A 16,957-nucleotide genomic window follows, 5' to 3' on the forward strand; every position below is an offset into this window, starting at 1 on the left:
ACAGTATGTCAGCAGAAATTCTTCATTATAGTTTCTTCTTCAAAACTAAAAACAAAGGATAAGAAATCACTGTAATTCCCATAATGATAATAAAGCTTTTTGGATCACTGTAAATAAATCCAATCAGTAAGGCAATAGAAGAGATAATAGCAATAATAGTTGTCCACGGATACCAAAAAGAACGATACGGTCGAGGTAAGTTTGGTTCTGAAGTTCTTAATTTTAAAAGTGATAAATAAGCCAGTCCCCAAACAATAATTGAGATAAATGCGGCGAAGGAGAACAGCACTTCAAACGAACCAATACAAATCAAAAATAAGCTAACAAATGATGAAACTAAAAGTGCGACAATTGGAGTTCCGCCTTTGTTCACTGTTGTTCCTTTTTCTATAAAAAAACCGTCACGACTTAATCCGTAAAGAATTCTTGGCGGGATCATCATAAAAGCATTTAAAATACTGATTAAAGAAAATATTGAAATTACAGTAACGATAATAGCACCGTTTTCTCCAAATAGAATTTTAGCAACATCGGCGGCGGCAAGATTTGATTTGGCTAAAATTTCAATTGGTAAAACATGAAAGAAAGCCGCATTTACCAAAACATAAATAGCAGCAACAAGAAAAACGCCGCTGTATAATGATTTCGGAATGTTTTTACTTGGATTATCATTTTCTTCGGCAAAAAAGCAAACACTGTTCCAGCCATTATAAGTCCCGATGATTAACTGCAATGATTTGAAAAATCCAAATAATAAACCAATCTGAAAGAAGGTGTTATCAGTTTTTATGAGCGGAAGTTTAACACCGGTATACATAAAACAAGCCACAACCAGGGACATAAAACAAATTACTTTAAGGAAACTCGTAATCTGCTGAATTATACTTCCGTTTTTTACACCGCTTAAATGAATCAATACAAAAGCAGCTAACAAAGAAATTGCCATTACTGTCGAGTAATCAGCAAGAGCCGGAAACAAAATAAAAAACCTCACCTTTTGCAAGATGAGGTTTAAATTTTCCAAAAAAACATTGTAATCTCTAATAATCAGAAAACTTTGAATGGGAAAAATCTAATTCAAAATTTTAGAATTTATAACGTAAACTTGTCATTACCTGTCTTGGTGCAATTGGGTTTACACTGTAATTTTCGTGAACTGTATAATTTAATTCATTTGTAATGTTTGATAATTTGCAAAGAATAGAGAATTTTCTCCAGGTATATCCTGCTGAAACATCGATTGTAGTATAACCTTTTAATGGTATTTCTCTGTGATAAATACCATCAGGATATTTGGTAGTATCAGTGTTGTATTGATCATTCCATCCGCCTAAACGGTCTCCTACATAATTCCCTATTGCACCTACAGAAACTCCTTTAAAAAATCCTTCCTGAAGAGTATAAAAGAAACTTAAATTAGCAGTATTTTGAGGTGTTCTTACCAAACGATCCCCCTCGATAAAACTTCCATTTAATCCAGATGTTTTTGTGTAACGCATATCATTGTAGCTATAACCTGCAATAATGTTTAAACCTTCAACAGGTCTTGCTGTGACATCGATTTCTACACCTTTACTTTTAGTCTCGCCGCTTAATACTTTAAGGTTTGTATCTGCATTTGCTGTTCCGTCAGCTTTAAATTGCGCCATTTGTGCAAAATTGCTGTTTGTAATTTGATAAACCGTAACATTTGTACTTAATAATCCTTTTAAGAAATCAGTTTTAATTCCGGCTTCATATTGGTCAATGATAGAAGGTTTTATAGGCTGTAAATCTACAGTTGTTCCTGTATTTGGCGTAAAAGAGTTAGAATAACTTCCAAATACTGAAATATCTTTTGTTGGCTGATACACTAATCCCACTTTAGGAGAAAATGCATTATCTAAACGTTTTGGCGTTACAACCGCAACCGCATTTTCCGGCGATGTAGTTTGAACTTTTGTGGTGTTATTGTATACTTCTTTATAAGTAGTAACTTCAGCTTCCTGCCAAGACCAGCGAATACCAGCCAGTAATTTGATTTTTTCTGTAAAAGAAATTAAATCCTGAGCATAGACCCCAAAACGATTTGTTTCTGTTTTTGCAATTTGAGTAGTTCTTGCGTCTGGAATATCGTTTCGTTGTGTTGAAGGATCAAAGTTATAAAGATTGATTGTATCGTAGTTGGCTGGAGAAAAAGCAAATGTATAAGCAGTTGCAAACGAATTTTCCCAGTCTGCTCCGGTAAATATTTGGTGTTTAACGCTTCCAGTATTAAATGTTCCCTGTAAGCTTAGCTGATCACCAAGTATTTGCTCTAAATTTTTATTTTGAACCAATGGTCTGGCCCAGTTTCCGTTAGCATCTACCGTTGCTAATTGAGCAGTAGATTTAGAACTTCTGTCGTAATTTTGAAAAGAAGAATTAAAATTTAATTTCCAATTGTCATTAAAATTATGGTTTACTAAAGCAGAAGCGCTTGCAGATTTTGTATTTCCATTAGACCAAAGTGCTCCATAAAAATTATTGCGTGGTACATCTACAAGTTCTTTTCCAATAATTCCTGTTCCAAAATCCGGAGTCCAGTCAGCACTTAAATAATCTCCCTGTACTGTAATCTGCGTTTTAGCACTAATATCAAAAAGTAATGATGGATTAACATACAAACGTTCGTTTTTTACAACATCTCTAAAACTTTCTGAGTTTTCATATGAACCATTAATTCTAAAAGCAATCGATTTACTTAGAGGACCATAAAAATCGATCGATGGTTTGTAGTAAGCATAACTTCCCATTTGCATAGAAATTTCGCCGCCACTTTTAAATTGAGGTGTTTTTGTCACAAGATTTACGATTCCGCCCGGGGCTACGTTTCCAAATAATAAAGCCGAGCCCCCTTTAAGAAATTCTACTTTATCTAAACCAGAAACGTCTGGAATTGAACCTGCATTATAACGAAATCCGTTTTTAAACATATTGTTGGCAGACATGTCATAACCTCTTGAGAAAAAAGATTCCTGAGCACCGCCGCGCGCAGAACTTACATAAATACCATTAGCATTTTTTAAAACTTCACTTAATCTGATGGCTTGCTGCTGCTCGATAATCTCGGCTCCAATAACTTGTATAGCTTGCGGATTATCCATTGGTTTTAAACCAGAACGAACTGCTGTTACAGGTTTTGGTTCTTTGTTTTTGGTAACAATTACTTCGTTTAATATTTCTCCTTTTTTGTTTTTTACAGTATCGCTTGCTGTATTATTTTCTGTACTGGTATAATCCTGGCTATAAGAAGAAGCAAAGCATATTAAAGCTAAGAGTGTTATTAAATTTTGTCTCATGGTATTTATTTAGATTCAATAAAAATTATCGATTGCAAATATAAAGAGACGGACACCTTAACAAAAAATTATGAAGTGATTATCTTTATTAAAGTTTTATTAGTTTTGCCTTAAGATTGTCTTAAGATATTGTTTTTATAGTTTTTATTGTTTAAAGAATTGTGTTGTGTGTGAAAATATGTAATATGAAAACAAAAAAACCTTGCTCATAGGAACAAGGTTTGATTGAAGATTAAAATTTTAAAAAACAGTTTTGAAAATTATTTAACAGCAATTAAGTATGTGGCCATTTTCCAGATTTCATCATATTTTTTACCGTTGTGTTCTCCGGCAGCTTTTTCTGTATAAGCAAATTCTACCATGTAATTTCCTGACCAGATTGGCGTAAAAGAAATTTCACCTTTATCATTTGACCATAATTCTTTTTCCCAGCCGTTTGGGGCGATAACTTTAATTTTTTGTTCTTTTGCAATAGTTCCATTATATAAAGCTGAAACATTTATTATTGTATTTTTTTTCGCAATATCAGCATTTTCAGAAAAAACACTAATTATATTATTGTTTACTGCAGCCACATTTCCTGCTGCTTTGTTTCCAACAACTACAGTTGCACTAGAATTATAATCTAATTTCATTGTGCCATAAACATCTTTTACTGTATGATGCATTACAATAGTATAAACTCCGTCTTCATCTGGAGTAAAAAACGCCTGGTATTTATTGTCTAAAGCTTTTGCAGTAAGTTTTGTTTCTTTTTTTGATGGAGAAATTACTACCAAAGAGAAATCTTTTAAATCAGAAAACCATTTATCTGCTTTTGTAATATCGTTTTCTGAAAATTCTCCAAAATAAACAGAAATTTCTTGTGCTTTCCCTTTTGTTCCGGTTGATTTAGTTTCGATCCAAAGTGCATGGGCAAAAAGCTGAGGTGCTGCAAAAAGCATTAAAAATGCAAATGTTATTAATTTAAAAGTTTTTGATTTCATGATAATAAGATTTAAAATTAATATTGAAAAAATCCTGATAAACGCTCAGGATTTTTAATTTATGGGTTATTATTTTGTGTCACAAATGTACTGTTTAATATTTGTTGAGCAATGTTTATTTAGATTAATTATCGATAGCAAGGTTTTAAAAAGAGACTTTTTTTATTAGTCCCTTTTTTTGATATTTAACTAGAATGAAGAGCTGTCACCCTGAGCGAAGTCAAAGGGTTTTACACTGTGTGGGCTTCGACTTCGCTCAGCCTGACAATGACAAACTCTAAACATTTTTAGAATTTATAAGAAAAACTCAATAAAGCATTTCTTGGTTTTTGCGGATTAACTGTAGACCATCCGCCATTAAAATAATCTTTATTTGCTATATTGTTTATGTTTAAAGCTGCACGAAATTTAGCCGAACTATAAAAAATTGAACCATTGATTACGGTGTATTCCGGCAAAACAAATTTTCCTGTTACCTGGCTGTCCAAAATAATATTGTCGCTGGCATAATTTCCTCCAAAACCAATTCCGAAATTTTCTAAGAAACCTTCGTCAAATTTATAAGCTGCCCAAAGATTTACAAGGTTTTTAGGTCCTGCCCAAAATGGTCTTTTTCCGGTTTCAAGCCATGAATTTGCAGCATCTCCTTTTACTATTTTGCTGTCATTATAGCTGTAGCCTGCTATAATACTTAAGCCTTTTACTGGTGCAGCATTCAGGTCAAATTCAAATCCTTTGCTTCTTGCGGTACCTCCTTGAGCTGTATTTACTACGCTTCCCGGTGCTGCAGTAACTAAATTTTCTACTTCGATATCATAATAACTTACTGTTGCATTTAGTTTATCTGCTAAAAGGTTTGCTTTTACTCCAAACTCTAATTGATTTGCATGTTCTGGTTTGAATGTTTTTGTTCCAGTTGGTTCTTCTGTAACTTCATCATATGTAACGGCTGGAGAAATGTTTCTAAAACCATTCATATAATTTGCAAACACGGCAAGTTTATCTTGTATTGGCTGATAAAGCAAACCAAATTTTGGTGATAAAGCAGTTTGGTCATAATCATCTTTATCTGTTGTTACATCAGCTTCAGTATCAAAATAATCGACACGTAAACTCGCCATTGCAAGTAAACTTGGTGTTATATTAATAACATCAGATGCATAAGCGCTGTATGTGGCTTCTTTACTCGTGTAATTTGTTACTCCCGATGCTGCCAAAACGTTATCTACAGAACTGCGGGTAGGATATCTCGGACTAGCTTCGATACCGGTCTCAGGATCAATATAACTTACAGCTCCCTGTGCTGTTACATTGTATAACCATGCATATCCGCTGCCGCCAAACATTACTTCTTTTGCATAATAATCAAGTCCGGCAACTAAACGGTTACGCATGTTTCCGATTTTGAAATCGCCGACAAAATTCTGCTGTATATCTGTTGTTGTGGTTTGTGACTGCTCTTTAGTAAGGCTTAGACCAAATTCTTTCGTACCATTTTGATTATCATAAATATAAGAGTAATAACCATCAGATTTTGAAGAACCTCTCGAAAAAGTGGTTTGCGATGTCCATTGATCAGAAATTTTGTAATTCATCTGAGCTTGTAAATTGAACCTTGGGTTTTTCATAGTTAAATCATTACTATAAAAAGAAAGGTGAGTATTATAGTCCAGTTCATCAAGATTTGCATACTGCAGCTGAGATTCTCTTCCTAAAAACAACATAGGCGGAGTTGTTTTTTCTTCCTGCATAAACTCAGTATTAATAAGAAAAGATAATTTGTCATTTACTTTGTAAGAAAGGGAAGGAGCGACAAAAAGTGCTGTGCGGAACCCAGCATCCTGAAAACTGTTTTCTGTTTGATAAGAAGCATTTACCCTAAATAAAATATCATTATTATCATCTAATGGCGTATTAACATCAGCGGTAACTCTGTTAAAGCCAAAACTTCCTGCCGTATATGAAAATTCTCCGCCAAAACCTTCGTATGGTTTTTTGGTCACGGTATTAATAAGACCTCCATAACTAACCAAACTGCTGCCAAATAAAGTTCCAGACGGGCCTTTGATAACCTCAATTCTTTCAACGTTTGCAGGATCAAGGCTTCCATTAGTCAAGCCCGGTAATCCGTTTACGATATTAGCCTGAACTTCAAATCCGCGCAGAGTATAATACGAACCGCCATCGCCGCCGCGGCCTGTAGATTCCCATAATTTTTGAATTCCCGGTACATTTTTTAATGCATCGTCATAAGTTGTAATAGCCTGTTCTTTCATTAATTCAGAAGAAACGACATTGTAAACCTGTGGATTTTCGATGTTTTTAAGAGGCATTTTTGATACATAAGTACTTTGTTTCGGGAATGCTTTTCCTCTCGAATTGGTAATGATAACTTCTTTTAATTGTTTGTTAGAAACTTTCAATTGTAAGCTTAATGCTGTTGTTTCATTGCTTGCAACGGTCACTTCTTGTTCAAGGGTTTCGTAGCCCGTTAAGGAAACCTGAACGGTATATGTATTTGGTTTTACTTTATTGAATTCAAAAGAACCATCTTCATTAGAAACAGTTCCGTATTTTGAGTTTTTAAGAATGATGTTTACGCCAAGTGCCGGCTCGCCGTCAGAGGTTGTAATCGTTCCTTTAATTTTTCCGTTATTTTGCTGGGCATTTACAGCACCAATAAAAATAAAGAACAAGCAGATTGTGTAGAGAAACTGCTTTGTAATTTGGTTAGAATAATTCATGATTTTATTTTTAATTAGTTATCGTTATTATTTAGAATAAATAAAAACAAGGTAAATTTAGAAATTATAATTTCTTTAACAACATATAGCAGGATTTAAAAAAAATCTATTTTCAAAATTTATTGTTAGGAATGTATTTAGTATAAAAAAATAAAACCATTCACCGCAGCGAATGGTTCTACTTAAAATGAAGCCTAAAGTTTAAGCGTTAAATTGACTAATACATTGGCTGGATTTTGTGCCATTCCATAAGAATCCCAGTATTTTGTATCGGTAAAATTATTATACTTTACACCAGCTCTCCATTTTGGCCTGTCATAAAATACTGTTGCGTTATAAGTAGAGTATGATGGAGCATAAAAACTTTCATTTTCAAATTTATATTGTTTGTCTACATAATTACCTCCAATACCAAACCCTAAGTCTTTCAGTTTGTTTTGAAATTTATATGACAGCCAAAAATTCACAACATTTTCCGGAGCACCGCTTGCCTTGTTGCCTTCGATAGCAGTATTTGATGATTTAACGATACGATTGTCATTATATGCATAACCTGCTATAATATTTAAACCCGCAATAGGATTAGCAATAAATTCAAAATCAATTCCTTTGCTTACTTGTTTTCCGTCCTGAACATTAAATCCGTCAGGAGTTGTTCTTGTGGCATTATCAATAGTAATGTTGTAATAACTAAGTGTTGTGCTTATTTTTTTATCAAATGCTTCTATTTTTACACCACCTTCGTATTGATTAGCATAAATTGGTTTTAAGATTAATAATGTTCCGTCAGGCTGGTTTACTGGCCCGGAATTTTGAAAACCATTCATGTAGTTCCCAAATAAAGAAACCTGATCTTTCACAATTTCATAGACTAAACCTAATTTTGGAGACAAAGCGGTTTGATTGTAACCCTCAGTATCTTCTAATTTTTTCTGAACAAAATTATCAAAACGAAGACTCAGCATTATAGATAAACGATCTGTAAAACTAACTACATCTGAGGCATATACACTAAAAGTCTGTTCATCCGGAACACCAAATTCTAAATCTTTTAATGCAGCATCGACCTGATTTTTTCTAATAGGTTCAAAATCCTTTGTGATATCTATTATATCCAGGACTCCTGTTGTAGCATATTTGAAAGTTCCTTTTGTAAATCTGTAATTAATACCGGTTAATAATTTATGTTTAATGCTTCCTGTAGAAAATTCACCATTAATATTTTCCTGAAAATTGGTAAAGTTGTTGTGGATTGGGCCAAAACGCGATACTATTCGCTGTACTTCTGTTGGAGAATTCCATACTGTATAATATTGATAACTGTAATTAACTCTTTCATCTACCCATGAAAAAAGCGTTGTCGATTTCCATTTATCAGATAACTTATATTCTGCCTGAGCAAATATTTTTGGAGAAGAAGTTTTAGCATCGGCATCATCAGCAAACAGGCTGGTTCTGTAATCCAATTTTAGATCTGTCGGGTTTGTAAGTCCGGCTGCATAAGAACGTCCGTAAGTTGGTCGGGTATTATTTGTATTATAAATTTCGGTATCTAAACTCAACGTTAATTTGTCTGTAACTTTATAAATAATACTTGGTGCAAACAAGACCGTTTTATTAAAACCATAATCTAAGAAACTGTTTTCTGTGTTTGCAGAAGCATTCATCCTAAACAATACTTTCTTGTCCTGAGTCAGCGGCATATTAAAATCGACTGCAATACGCTGTAACCCAAAACTGCCTCCGGTATATGAAATTTCTGTTTTACTAGCTTCAAAAGGCTTTTTAGTAACCAGATTTACGACTCCTCCAAAAGAAGAAACCGAAGAGCCAAATAACGTTCCCGAAGGCCCTTTTAATACTTCAATTCGTTCTGCATTATCAATAGAAACTGAGCTTCTTCCAGAAAGGGTTTCCATACCATTCCTGGCATTAACTCCGGTGCTGAACCCTCTAAAAGCAATCTCAAGCCCTCCCGAAGGATAAATTTTGGTAGTTACTCCGGGAGCATTCAGAACTGCACTTCTTATATCTACTGCAATTTGTTCCTGTAAAAGTTCTTTGGGAATAACATTATATACCTGAGGATTTTCTAAATTTTTCAATGGCATTCTCGCCACATAATCGGTTTTTTTAGATACAATATTTTTCTTGCCGTTTATTACAACTTCTTTCAATTCTTTGTTAGAAACTTTTAACTTTAAATTAATTGTAGTTGTTTCACTTTCTGCAACAATTACTTCACTTTCAAGTGTTTCGTAACCTGCTAATGAAACCTGCAGCATATAAGTATTTGCTTTTATGCGGTTAAAATCAAAACTTCCGTCTTCATTTGTAACTGTCCAGTATTTTGAATTTTTTAAAACTATATTAACTCCGGCTGCCTGCTCACCGTCTGATGTTGTGATGGTTCCTTTAATTTTTCCGTTGTTTTGCTGAGCAAATGTAATAAGGAAGGTTAATAGAAAACTAATTGTAAATAGAAAACGAGGTGTTTTCAAATTAAGGTAATTCATTTTTTCTTTTTAAATGGTTTATAATTAATTTTATTTAGAATAAATAAAAACAATACAAATGTAAAAATTATAAATTCGTTAACAAACATTATTTAAGTTCATTTACTAATGATTTGTTATAATTGAATAAAGAAGAAATGAAGGGATAAAAGTCAAAAATTATAAGGTTTTATTAAATATAAAAAGGACAGTAATTCCCTTTAAAAGCTTTATTTTTGCAATCTGAAAAACAGACTTCATGATTTTACCCTTCTTCAAAAAAATACAAAATACGCCTAGGGGATTCCGTATAGCAAATACTGTGTTTTTTTTTCTTTCAGGATTTGGCTATTCTTCGTGGGTATCGAGAATTCCGCACATACAAGCGCAATTACATTTAAGTGAAGCTGAGTTTGGAGCTGTTTTATTTGCATTTCCAATAGGTTTAATGCTTACAATGCCGTTTACAGGAAAGTTGTTGAATAAGTACAGCAGCCGTTATATTATGCTGTTAGGAGCGATTATGTTTAATATTGTTCTTTCTTTACCGGGTTTAGCGGCTTTTGTGTGGCAGCTGGTTATTATACTTTTAATTTTTGGTGCTTCTCGTAATATTTTCAATTTATCGATTAATGCACAATCTCTGGAAGTGCAGAAATTATATCCAAAATCGATTATAACCCGTTTTCATGCCGTTTGGAGTATTGCTGTTTTTTCGGGGGCAGGTTTAGGTTATGTAATGGTAACACAGCATATTGCACCGGCACATCATTTATTAGGAGTAAGTGTTTTTATGTTGTCTCTTACGGCTTGTTTTTATCCGTTGAGTATTCATAATGAACCTGTACCGGTCAAAAAGAAGTTCTTTTCGATGCCGGAAAAAAATCTTGTCAAGTTTGCCCTGATTTGTTTTGTATCTATGGCTTGCGAAAATACAATGTATGACTGGAGCGGTATTTATTTTGAAAATATATTGAAAGCGTCGCCAAAATTAACCAGCGCAGCATTTGTGTTTTTTGCCACAGCAGTAACTTTAGGACGTTTGTTTGGCGATTATGGAGTAATGAAATTTGGTACGAAACGAATTTTGCTTTACAGCGGTATTTTAATCACTTCTGGTTTTGCACTTTGTTTTATTCTACCGTATGCTTACCCAACTATTTTTGGTTATGTTTTAATAGGGTTTGGGGTTTCCTGTGTGGTTCCTCTGGTATTTAGCATTGCCGGAAGATCTTCAAAACTCAGCAGCGGCTCTGCATTAACTTCTATATCTACAATTGGTTATCTTGGGTTTTTGCTAGTTCCCCCAATGGTTGGTTTTATCTCTGAATATTTAAGTATGAAATGGGCGTTTTTAATAATGGCGCTTTTAGGTATACTGATGATTTTTATGGTGAATAAGATCGGGGAGAATGAGTGATTTTGTTTAAGTTGCTGAGATTCTAAGATGCTGAGGTGCTAAGGTTTTTTTGCTGGTTTTTGTGTTTATGCATTATGGATAATCTTTGCGCAAACCAGATTAATCCCGATAGCTATCGGGAGGTCCTACAAAATTGATCGAACCTCCGGTTCTTCTAATATTGTGAAAAATTCCGGAGGAATGAATCGTATTGTAGTGACGGATTTCAATCCGTGGAAACCAATTTGTGATAAATCTGGAAGTTCCGTAGGAACGACAAGTTTTATTAAATTATTTCTTCGTCATAACAAACTTTTCCGAACTCGGTTTCCCATTTAAATTCCCGGAAATTTCAGCAGTTAAAGTATTATTTGCTCCTTTTGTATATGTGATTTTTTGAGGATAATCGTGTTTAGCGTTTTCAAAAACCAATTGTTTGTCTGATTCTGCAGTTGATAGAAAAGCTATAGCTTTCTCTTCATTTTGACCTTTTACGGTTGCGAAATAGGTTAGGGTTTCGCCTTTTTGAGCGAGAACAATAGTTTCAAAATGTAAAGTATCTTTTTCTTTTATAAAATAAGAATAAGCGTTGAAAGTACTGTCGTTTAGTTTTTCCCAGTTTTCGGTTAAAACACCGTCTGGAGATTTGTTTTCCCAGTTTCCGATAAGCCAGTCGGCAATTTTAATTTTATCAGTTTCTGAAGATTCTTTTTTTTGACAAGAAACAACAGCTAATACAAGAGTTAAAAGAGTAATTTTCTGAAACATATTTATGAGTTTTGATTGTACTAAAGTATGAAAAAAATTGGTTGCCACGAATTACACTAATTTTCACGAATTAGTTTTTGAAAAACTGGAAATGTTTTTCCACTCCCGATAGCTATCGGGATAAAAGGATTAAAATGATTTTTTTCACGCAGATTTTGCAGATTTAGGCAGATTTAATTTTGATTCTGAGTTAAATAAATCTGCGCACATCTGCTAAAATTTTTTTAAATCTGCGTGAAAAAGAATTAGTGAAAATTCGCGTAATTCGTGGCAAAAAAACAAAAAAATCTTTTCTAATCCTTTTAATCTGTGGCTTAAAAAAATCTAAACATTTTCCTCTAAAATCGAATACACCAATTCCTTAGTTGGTTTTTGATCTTTTAATTTGGCACGGACTTCATCAAAAGTGACTTTAAAATCACAGCCCGATTTATATTCAGTGCAGCCGTAAGCGGTTTTCCCTTTTAGAATTGTTCCTTTTTTGCATTTCGGACAGATTAAAGAATCTGATGTTTCTTGCGTTGTTTTCTTCGTTTCGGTTTTTTTTGGTTCTAATTTGAGTTTGTAATTTTCCTCAAAACGAATTAAACCTTCAACCGTTCCAGCATCAGTTTTAAAGCCTTTTATATTTACGGTTGAGCCTTTTTGAACCAATCGTAAATATTGGCTTTCGGTAATTTTTTTACCTGAAAAAACATAAGGCAGCACAAAATCACAGCCCGACTTATATTCGCTGCACCCAAAAGCCGTTTTTCCTTTTATAAGATTCCCTTTCTGGCATTTCGGACAAGTTTCTGCCAAAATTCCATCGGCTTTCTTTTTCTCAGGTTTTACAACAGGTTTCTGAATCGTTGCTGCATGAGAAATATTGGCGTGTCTCGTTTCGCTTCGAACCTCGGTAACCAAAGCTTCGACCATGCGTTTCATATTTCTAATAAAAGCGGCAGCTGTAAAAGTTCCTTTTTCGATATCTTTTAGCTGTTTTTCCCAAGAACCCGTAAGTTCAGCCGATTTTATCAATTCATTCTGAATTGTATCAATTAACTGAATTCCGGTTATTGTTGGTAAAACCTGTTTTTTGTTGCGGACAATATACTGACGTTTAAAAAGTGTTTCAATAATATTCGCACGTGTTGACGGACGCCCGATTCCGTTTTCTTTCATTAATTCCCGTAAATCTTCATCATCAACTTGTTTTCCTGCGGTTTCCATCGCACGCAGTAAAGTAGCTTCGGTAAAATGATTGGGCGGTTTGGTTTCTTTTTGAAGGAAAGACGGTTCATGCGGGCCTTTTTCGCCCACAATAAAACTCGGCAGTAAATCGGGTTCTTTTTCTTTTGCGTTTGTATTGGGCGAAGTCGAAGTATCGAAAACAACGCGGAAACCTTTTTTCAGGATTTCTTTTCCTGTGGCTTTAAACATTACATCTGCTGCTTTTCCTATCACTGTCGTGTTAGCAACGAGACAATCGTCGTAAAAAACAGCAATAAAACGTTTTACGATTATATCATAAACCTGCTGCTGATTGTATGGCAGATTAATTTCTATTCCTGTTGGAATAATCGCGTGGTGGTCTGTTACTTTTTTATCGTTGAAAACCTTAGGCGATTTTTTTATTTTTTTTCCTAAAAGCGGTTCTGTTAAATAACCATAATTCGTCAGTTTTTGTAAAATTCCCGGTACTTTTGGGTAAATATCACCTGGCAGAAAAGTTGTATCAACTCTCGGGTATGTAATGGCTTTTTGCTCGTATAAAGTCTGTGCAATTTTAAGCGTTTCTTCTGCCGAAAACCCAAATTTTTGATTGCAATAAACCTGTAAACCCGTTAAGTCAAATAGTTTTGGTGCGTATTCGTTTCCGTTCTTTTTATCGACAGAAACGATTTCGAAATCACTTTCTTTGACTTTTTCGGCCAGAATTTCTCCGTCTTCTTTTTTCAGGAAACGGCCTTCTTCATAACTAAAAAGTGTCTCTCTGTACAAAGTCTGCAATTCCCAATAGGGTTGAGGTTTGAAATTTTCGATTTCTTTAAATCGGTCTACAACCATTGCCAAAGTTGGCGTCTGTACGCGTCCAATAGATAATACTTGTTTGTAACCGCCATGTTTTACGGTATACAAACGTGTAGCATTCATGCCGAGAAGCCAGTCGCCAATAGCTCTTGAAAATCCGGCGTAGAATAAATTGTCGTAGTTTTCGGATGGTTTTAAGTTGTCAAAACCTTCTTTTATGGCTTCGGTGGTTAGGGATGAAATCCACAAACGTTTTATTTCTCCTTTATAATGCGCTTCGTTCATTACCCAGCGCTGGATTAATTCTCCTTCCTGCCCGGCATCCCCGCAGTTTATGACCAATTCGGCTTTGTCAAAAAGACTTTTTATGATTTTAAACTGCTTTTGAATTCCAGAATTCTGAACGACTTTGGTTTCGAATTTTTCTGGAAGCATTGGCAGGTTGTTTAAATCCCAGCTTTTCCAGTGCGGTTTGTAATCGTTGGGTTCTTTCAAGGTGCATAAATGCCCAAAAGTGTAGGTTACGGCATAACCATTGCCTTCGTAATATCCGTCGTGCTTGGTATTGGCACCCAAAACGGATGCGATTTCGCGTGCTACACTTGGTTTCTCAGCAATACAGACCTTCATTTTCTCCTTTTCTTATTTAAAGAGCGAAGTTAGGATTTTTTTTGGTTTTGCCACAAAGGCGCCAAGACGCTAAGTTTTTATGCTGTTGTATTGGTTCTCGCAAAGTTGCAGAGACGCGAAGTTTTTTGTTCTGTCATTGGAACGAAGCAATCTCAGTTAGTTTGTTGATTTCTTTAAGAGTATCTCAATTTTAAAAACATCACAATTCCTTTCAACCAAAAAATTCCTGATTCTAAAAACGTAAATCTGGTTTTAATTATTTTATCGCTTTTATCTCTCGGACTTTTAGCCAGAAATCTGGCTGTCGAATTACTAAAATCTAAAGTATATCTAATTATTAATCATAGGTTCTAAATTAATGTCCTTATTTCGTAAATCTAAACCGCCTTCATAAACTGATTTAAGATTGGTTAAGTAAAAACCCCAGCCGTTTGAACAGCCGAGTCTGATATATTGTTTAGAATAATCATCTGTAGGGATATTGTGCTGACGAAGTTCAACCAGAGTATAACCGTTTGTTTCGCTTAGTTTTATATCGACAAGACAAGTTCCTTCAAAAGTAAATTGTAATTCGTCTTTTCCGTTGGCAGAAATAATTTTTCCTTTCATGGAATCTTTATACAAATACCAAAGCCAATCGTAAGTTGTAGCTTCTGCAACGTTTTGGTCTTTGTCAATTGGTTTCTGGTTTGTATCAAAAAAAGATACTTTTTCGAGAAACCATTTTTCTAATTCATCTGCAATTGTCCAGGCGTTATATATGTCGCTGAGTTTAGCTTTAATGGCTATTTTTTTTGTGAAAGATGTCCAGTCGAAGTTTTCCATAGTTAAACTTTTATTAATCTGTTATTCCTAGATTTTTGTCAAGTTTTTGGAGCCATAACCACAACTTGGACAATAAATTGCTCTTGGAGTTCTGAAAGGTTTTTCACAATTTGGACAATCTTTTCCAAATTGGCTTATTTGATGATGTAAAATAGGCAAAGGATTTGGCTCGTATTCTCCTGTTAGTACTCGATACATTTCAAGCATATAACGATATTTTTCAAACGTTTCAATTTTGTCCAGCCAAATATGATTTTTAATATTTCTACTTTTTAATTCTTTTTCAACGACTTTTTTTCCTTGAAACAATGCTTCTCTGCATAATTTGAATTCATTATCATCGAGCATTTTGACTTTCATATCACAGCGCCAGCAAAATTTTTCTTCCATGTATGATGTTTATAGGCTTATAATTAGATTATAACAAATATATGATATTTAACGTAGGTTATATACGGTAATAAAATCATATAAATATTCAGCGGGATACAACCAATTATGTGCAATTATCTAAAAGAAATAAAAAAAGCGCAAAGTCAGTAGACATTTGCGCTTTTGTATTATAATGAACCTTCTAATTTAAATTTTCCTTTTTTCATAATATTATAATCCGGACTTCTATAAAGGTTTCCACTTGTATCTCGTATGGTAATATATATTTTAAAATTAGAAGTTTGGTTTCCAGTATCTGAATAAAAAGTATCAGCAACAGACATAAAATAACCTGTTGCACCCCAGCCAATAGCATAAGGAGCTCCAACGCCATTTACTTTTGAGTACCACCAAATAATACTGTCTAAATCAGCATTTGCTAAATTTCCTGTATAAGCCCATGTAAATATATTTGGTCCAGACTGTAAATAATCAGGTCCCGTAGCTGTTACTTGCGGTAAGATTACCGGAGCTGCTGGATATAGGTATCTAATAGCTACTAAATCATAAACTGAAAATCCATTCCAGGAATAGTTTGCAGTACCACCATTCATTACTGAATTTGGATCCTGAGCAGGGGTATTTGGGATAACATTTGCCCCATAACTTCCCGGACCTTCATACCTGTTAGGGTCATCCCAGTTTGTATGTCGTAAACCAATACAGTGACCTAGCTCGTGTACCAAATTATATCGTTTACTTCCTTCACTAATGCTTGTATTGCTCCAAAAATCTAAGTTTATTAGAATTTGATTGTAAGGATTATTATTGTTAGGGAATCCTGCCGAAGCTATAACATTATCCTGTAGGACATTCCCATCGCTTTTTATAACTATATCTGCGGTGGGACTGCTACTAGTAATAATATTAAAATGAACTGTAGATCCGCTAATGTTATTGAGATCACTTACCGCATAACTTAAGGCATCTCTCCAATTGTCTTCTCCGCTCGATGGAATAGAAGGGTCGACGTAAACAGACATAAATGTAATTTTTAATATTGAAACTAAATTATTTGTAGCTGCGTGCCTGCTTGTGGTATTGTTTTTTGAATACGTTTTAATGTCTTTTGAAAACATTAAATCGCCCTCTACAAGATAAAAATCATCATATTCTTTGATTCTTTCTTTCTTAAAACCTAACGAAGTAAGTTTTGCTACAACAGGTGTTTCTTTTAACTCGTTTTCAATATTGCCTTGATTGGAATTTTCTTCAGAACAATTTTGAAATAAGAACAGGATTGAAATTGCAAACGCAAAAAGTAACGATTTACCGTAATACTGGTTTTTCATTTTTTTCATAATTTTTCAAATTTAATTTTGACTTGTTTAGTTAAATCAGGGAA

Annotated in this window: 11 protein-coding genes; 1 reads left to right on the forward strand and 10 read right to left on the reverse strand. The window is 34.1% G+C overall.

Going from position 1 to position 16,957, the window contains the following annotated elements; all coding sequences use genetic code 11:
- Nucleotides 1-25 precede the first annotated feature (25 nt).
- From LUU93_RS11810 to LUU93_RS11830, 5 genes are all read right to left on the reverse strand, one after another.
- Complete coding sequence (locus LUU93_RS11810) at nucleotides 26-994, reverse strand: APC family permease (RefSeq protein ID WP_232681313.1); 969 nt, start codon at nucleotides 992-994, stop codon at nucleotides 26-28.
- Nucleotides 995-1,085: 91 nt separating this feature from the next.
- Complete coding sequence (locus LUU93_RS11815; protein WP_232681314.1) at nucleotides 1,086-3,320, reverse strand: TonB-dependent siderophore receptor; 2,235 nt, start codon at nucleotides 3,318-3,320, stop codon at nucleotides 1,086-1,088.
- A 260-nt stretch (nucleotides 3,321-3,580) separates the two neighbouring features.
- Entirely contained in the window at nucleotides 3,581-4,306 is a 726-nt protein-coding gene (locus tag LUU93_RS11820) for a hypothetical protein (RefSeq protein ID WP_232681315.1), read from the reverse strand.
- A 287-nt stretch (nucleotides 4,307-4,593) separates the two neighbouring features.
- Nucleotides 4,594-7,050 (reverse strand): TonB-dependent receptor, encoded by a 2,457-nt coding sequence (locus LUU93_RS11825; RefSeq protein ID WP_232681316.1) that lies wholly within the window; start codon nucleotides 7,048-7,050, stop codon nucleotides 4,594-4,596.
- 194 nt (nucleotides 7,051-7,244) lie between these two features.
- Nucleotides 7,245-9,566, reverse strand: coding sequence for a TonB-dependent receptor (locus tag LUU93_RS11830; protein WP_232681317.1), 2,322 nt, complete (start codon nucleotides 9,564-9,566; stop codon nucleotides 7,245-7,247).
- A 238-nt stretch (nucleotides 9,567-9,804) separates the two neighbouring features.
- Between LUU93_RS11830 and LUU93_RS11835 the strand changes: the two genes are divergently transcribed.
- Nucleotides 9,805-10,965, forward strand: a complete 1,161-nt coding sequence (locus LUU93_RS11835; RefSeq protein WP_232681318.1) for an MFS transporter — start codon at nucleotides 9,805-9,807, stop codon at nucleotides 10,963-10,965.
- A 270-nt stretch (nucleotides 10,966-11,235) separates the two neighbouring features.
- On the opposite strand, the gene LUU93_RS11840 is transcribed toward LUU93_RS11835, so the two are convergent.
- From LUU93_RS11840 to LUU93_RS11860, 5 genes are all read right to left on the reverse strand, one after another.
- On the reverse strand, nucleotides 11,236-11,712 hold the full coding sequence (locus LUU93_RS11840) for a DUF6265 family protein (protein ID WP_232681319.1): 477 nt from the start codon (nucleotides 11,710-11,712) through the stop codon (nucleotides 11,236-11,238).
- A gap of 324 nt (nucleotides 11,713-12,036) precedes the next feature.
- Nucleotides 12,037-14,355, reverse strand: a complete 2,319-nt coding sequence (locus LUU93_RS11845; protein ID WP_232681320.1) for a type IA DNA topoisomerase — start codon at nucleotides 14,353-14,355, stop codon at nucleotides 12,037-12,039.
- A 330-nt stretch (nucleotides 14,356-14,685) separates the two neighbouring features.
- Nucleotides 14,686-15,180 carry an SRPBCC family protein gene (locus LUU93_RS11850; protein WP_232681321.1) on the reverse strand — a complete coding sequence of 165 codons (495 nt, stop codon included), beginning with the start codon at nucleotides 15,178-15,180 and terminating at the stop codon, nucleotides 14,686-14,688.
- 27 nt (nucleotides 15,181-15,207) lie between these two features.
- The gene (locus LUU93_RS11855; protein ID WP_232681322.1) at nucleotides 15,208-15,570 is read right to left on the reverse strand and encodes a hypothetical protein; all 363 of its coding nucleotides are present in this window, start codon (nucleotides 15,568-15,570) and stop codon (nucleotides 15,208-15,210) included.
- Nucleotides 15,571-15,740: 170 nt separating this feature from the next.
- Nucleotides 15,741-16,913: a M57 family metalloprotease gene (locus LUU93_RS11860; RefSeq protein WP_232681323.1), complete on the reverse strand. Its 1,173-nt coding sequence runs from the start codon at nucleotides 16,911-16,913 to the stop codon at nucleotides 15,741-15,743.
- Between the last annotated feature and the right edge of the window lie 44 nt (nucleotides 16,914-16,957).

Origin of the sequence: Flavobacterium soyae (assembly GCF_021245985.1) — a bacterium.
GTDB classification, from domain to species: Bacteria; Bacteroidota; Bacteroidia; order Flavobacteriales; family Flavobacteriaceae; genus Flavobacterium; species Flavobacterium soyae.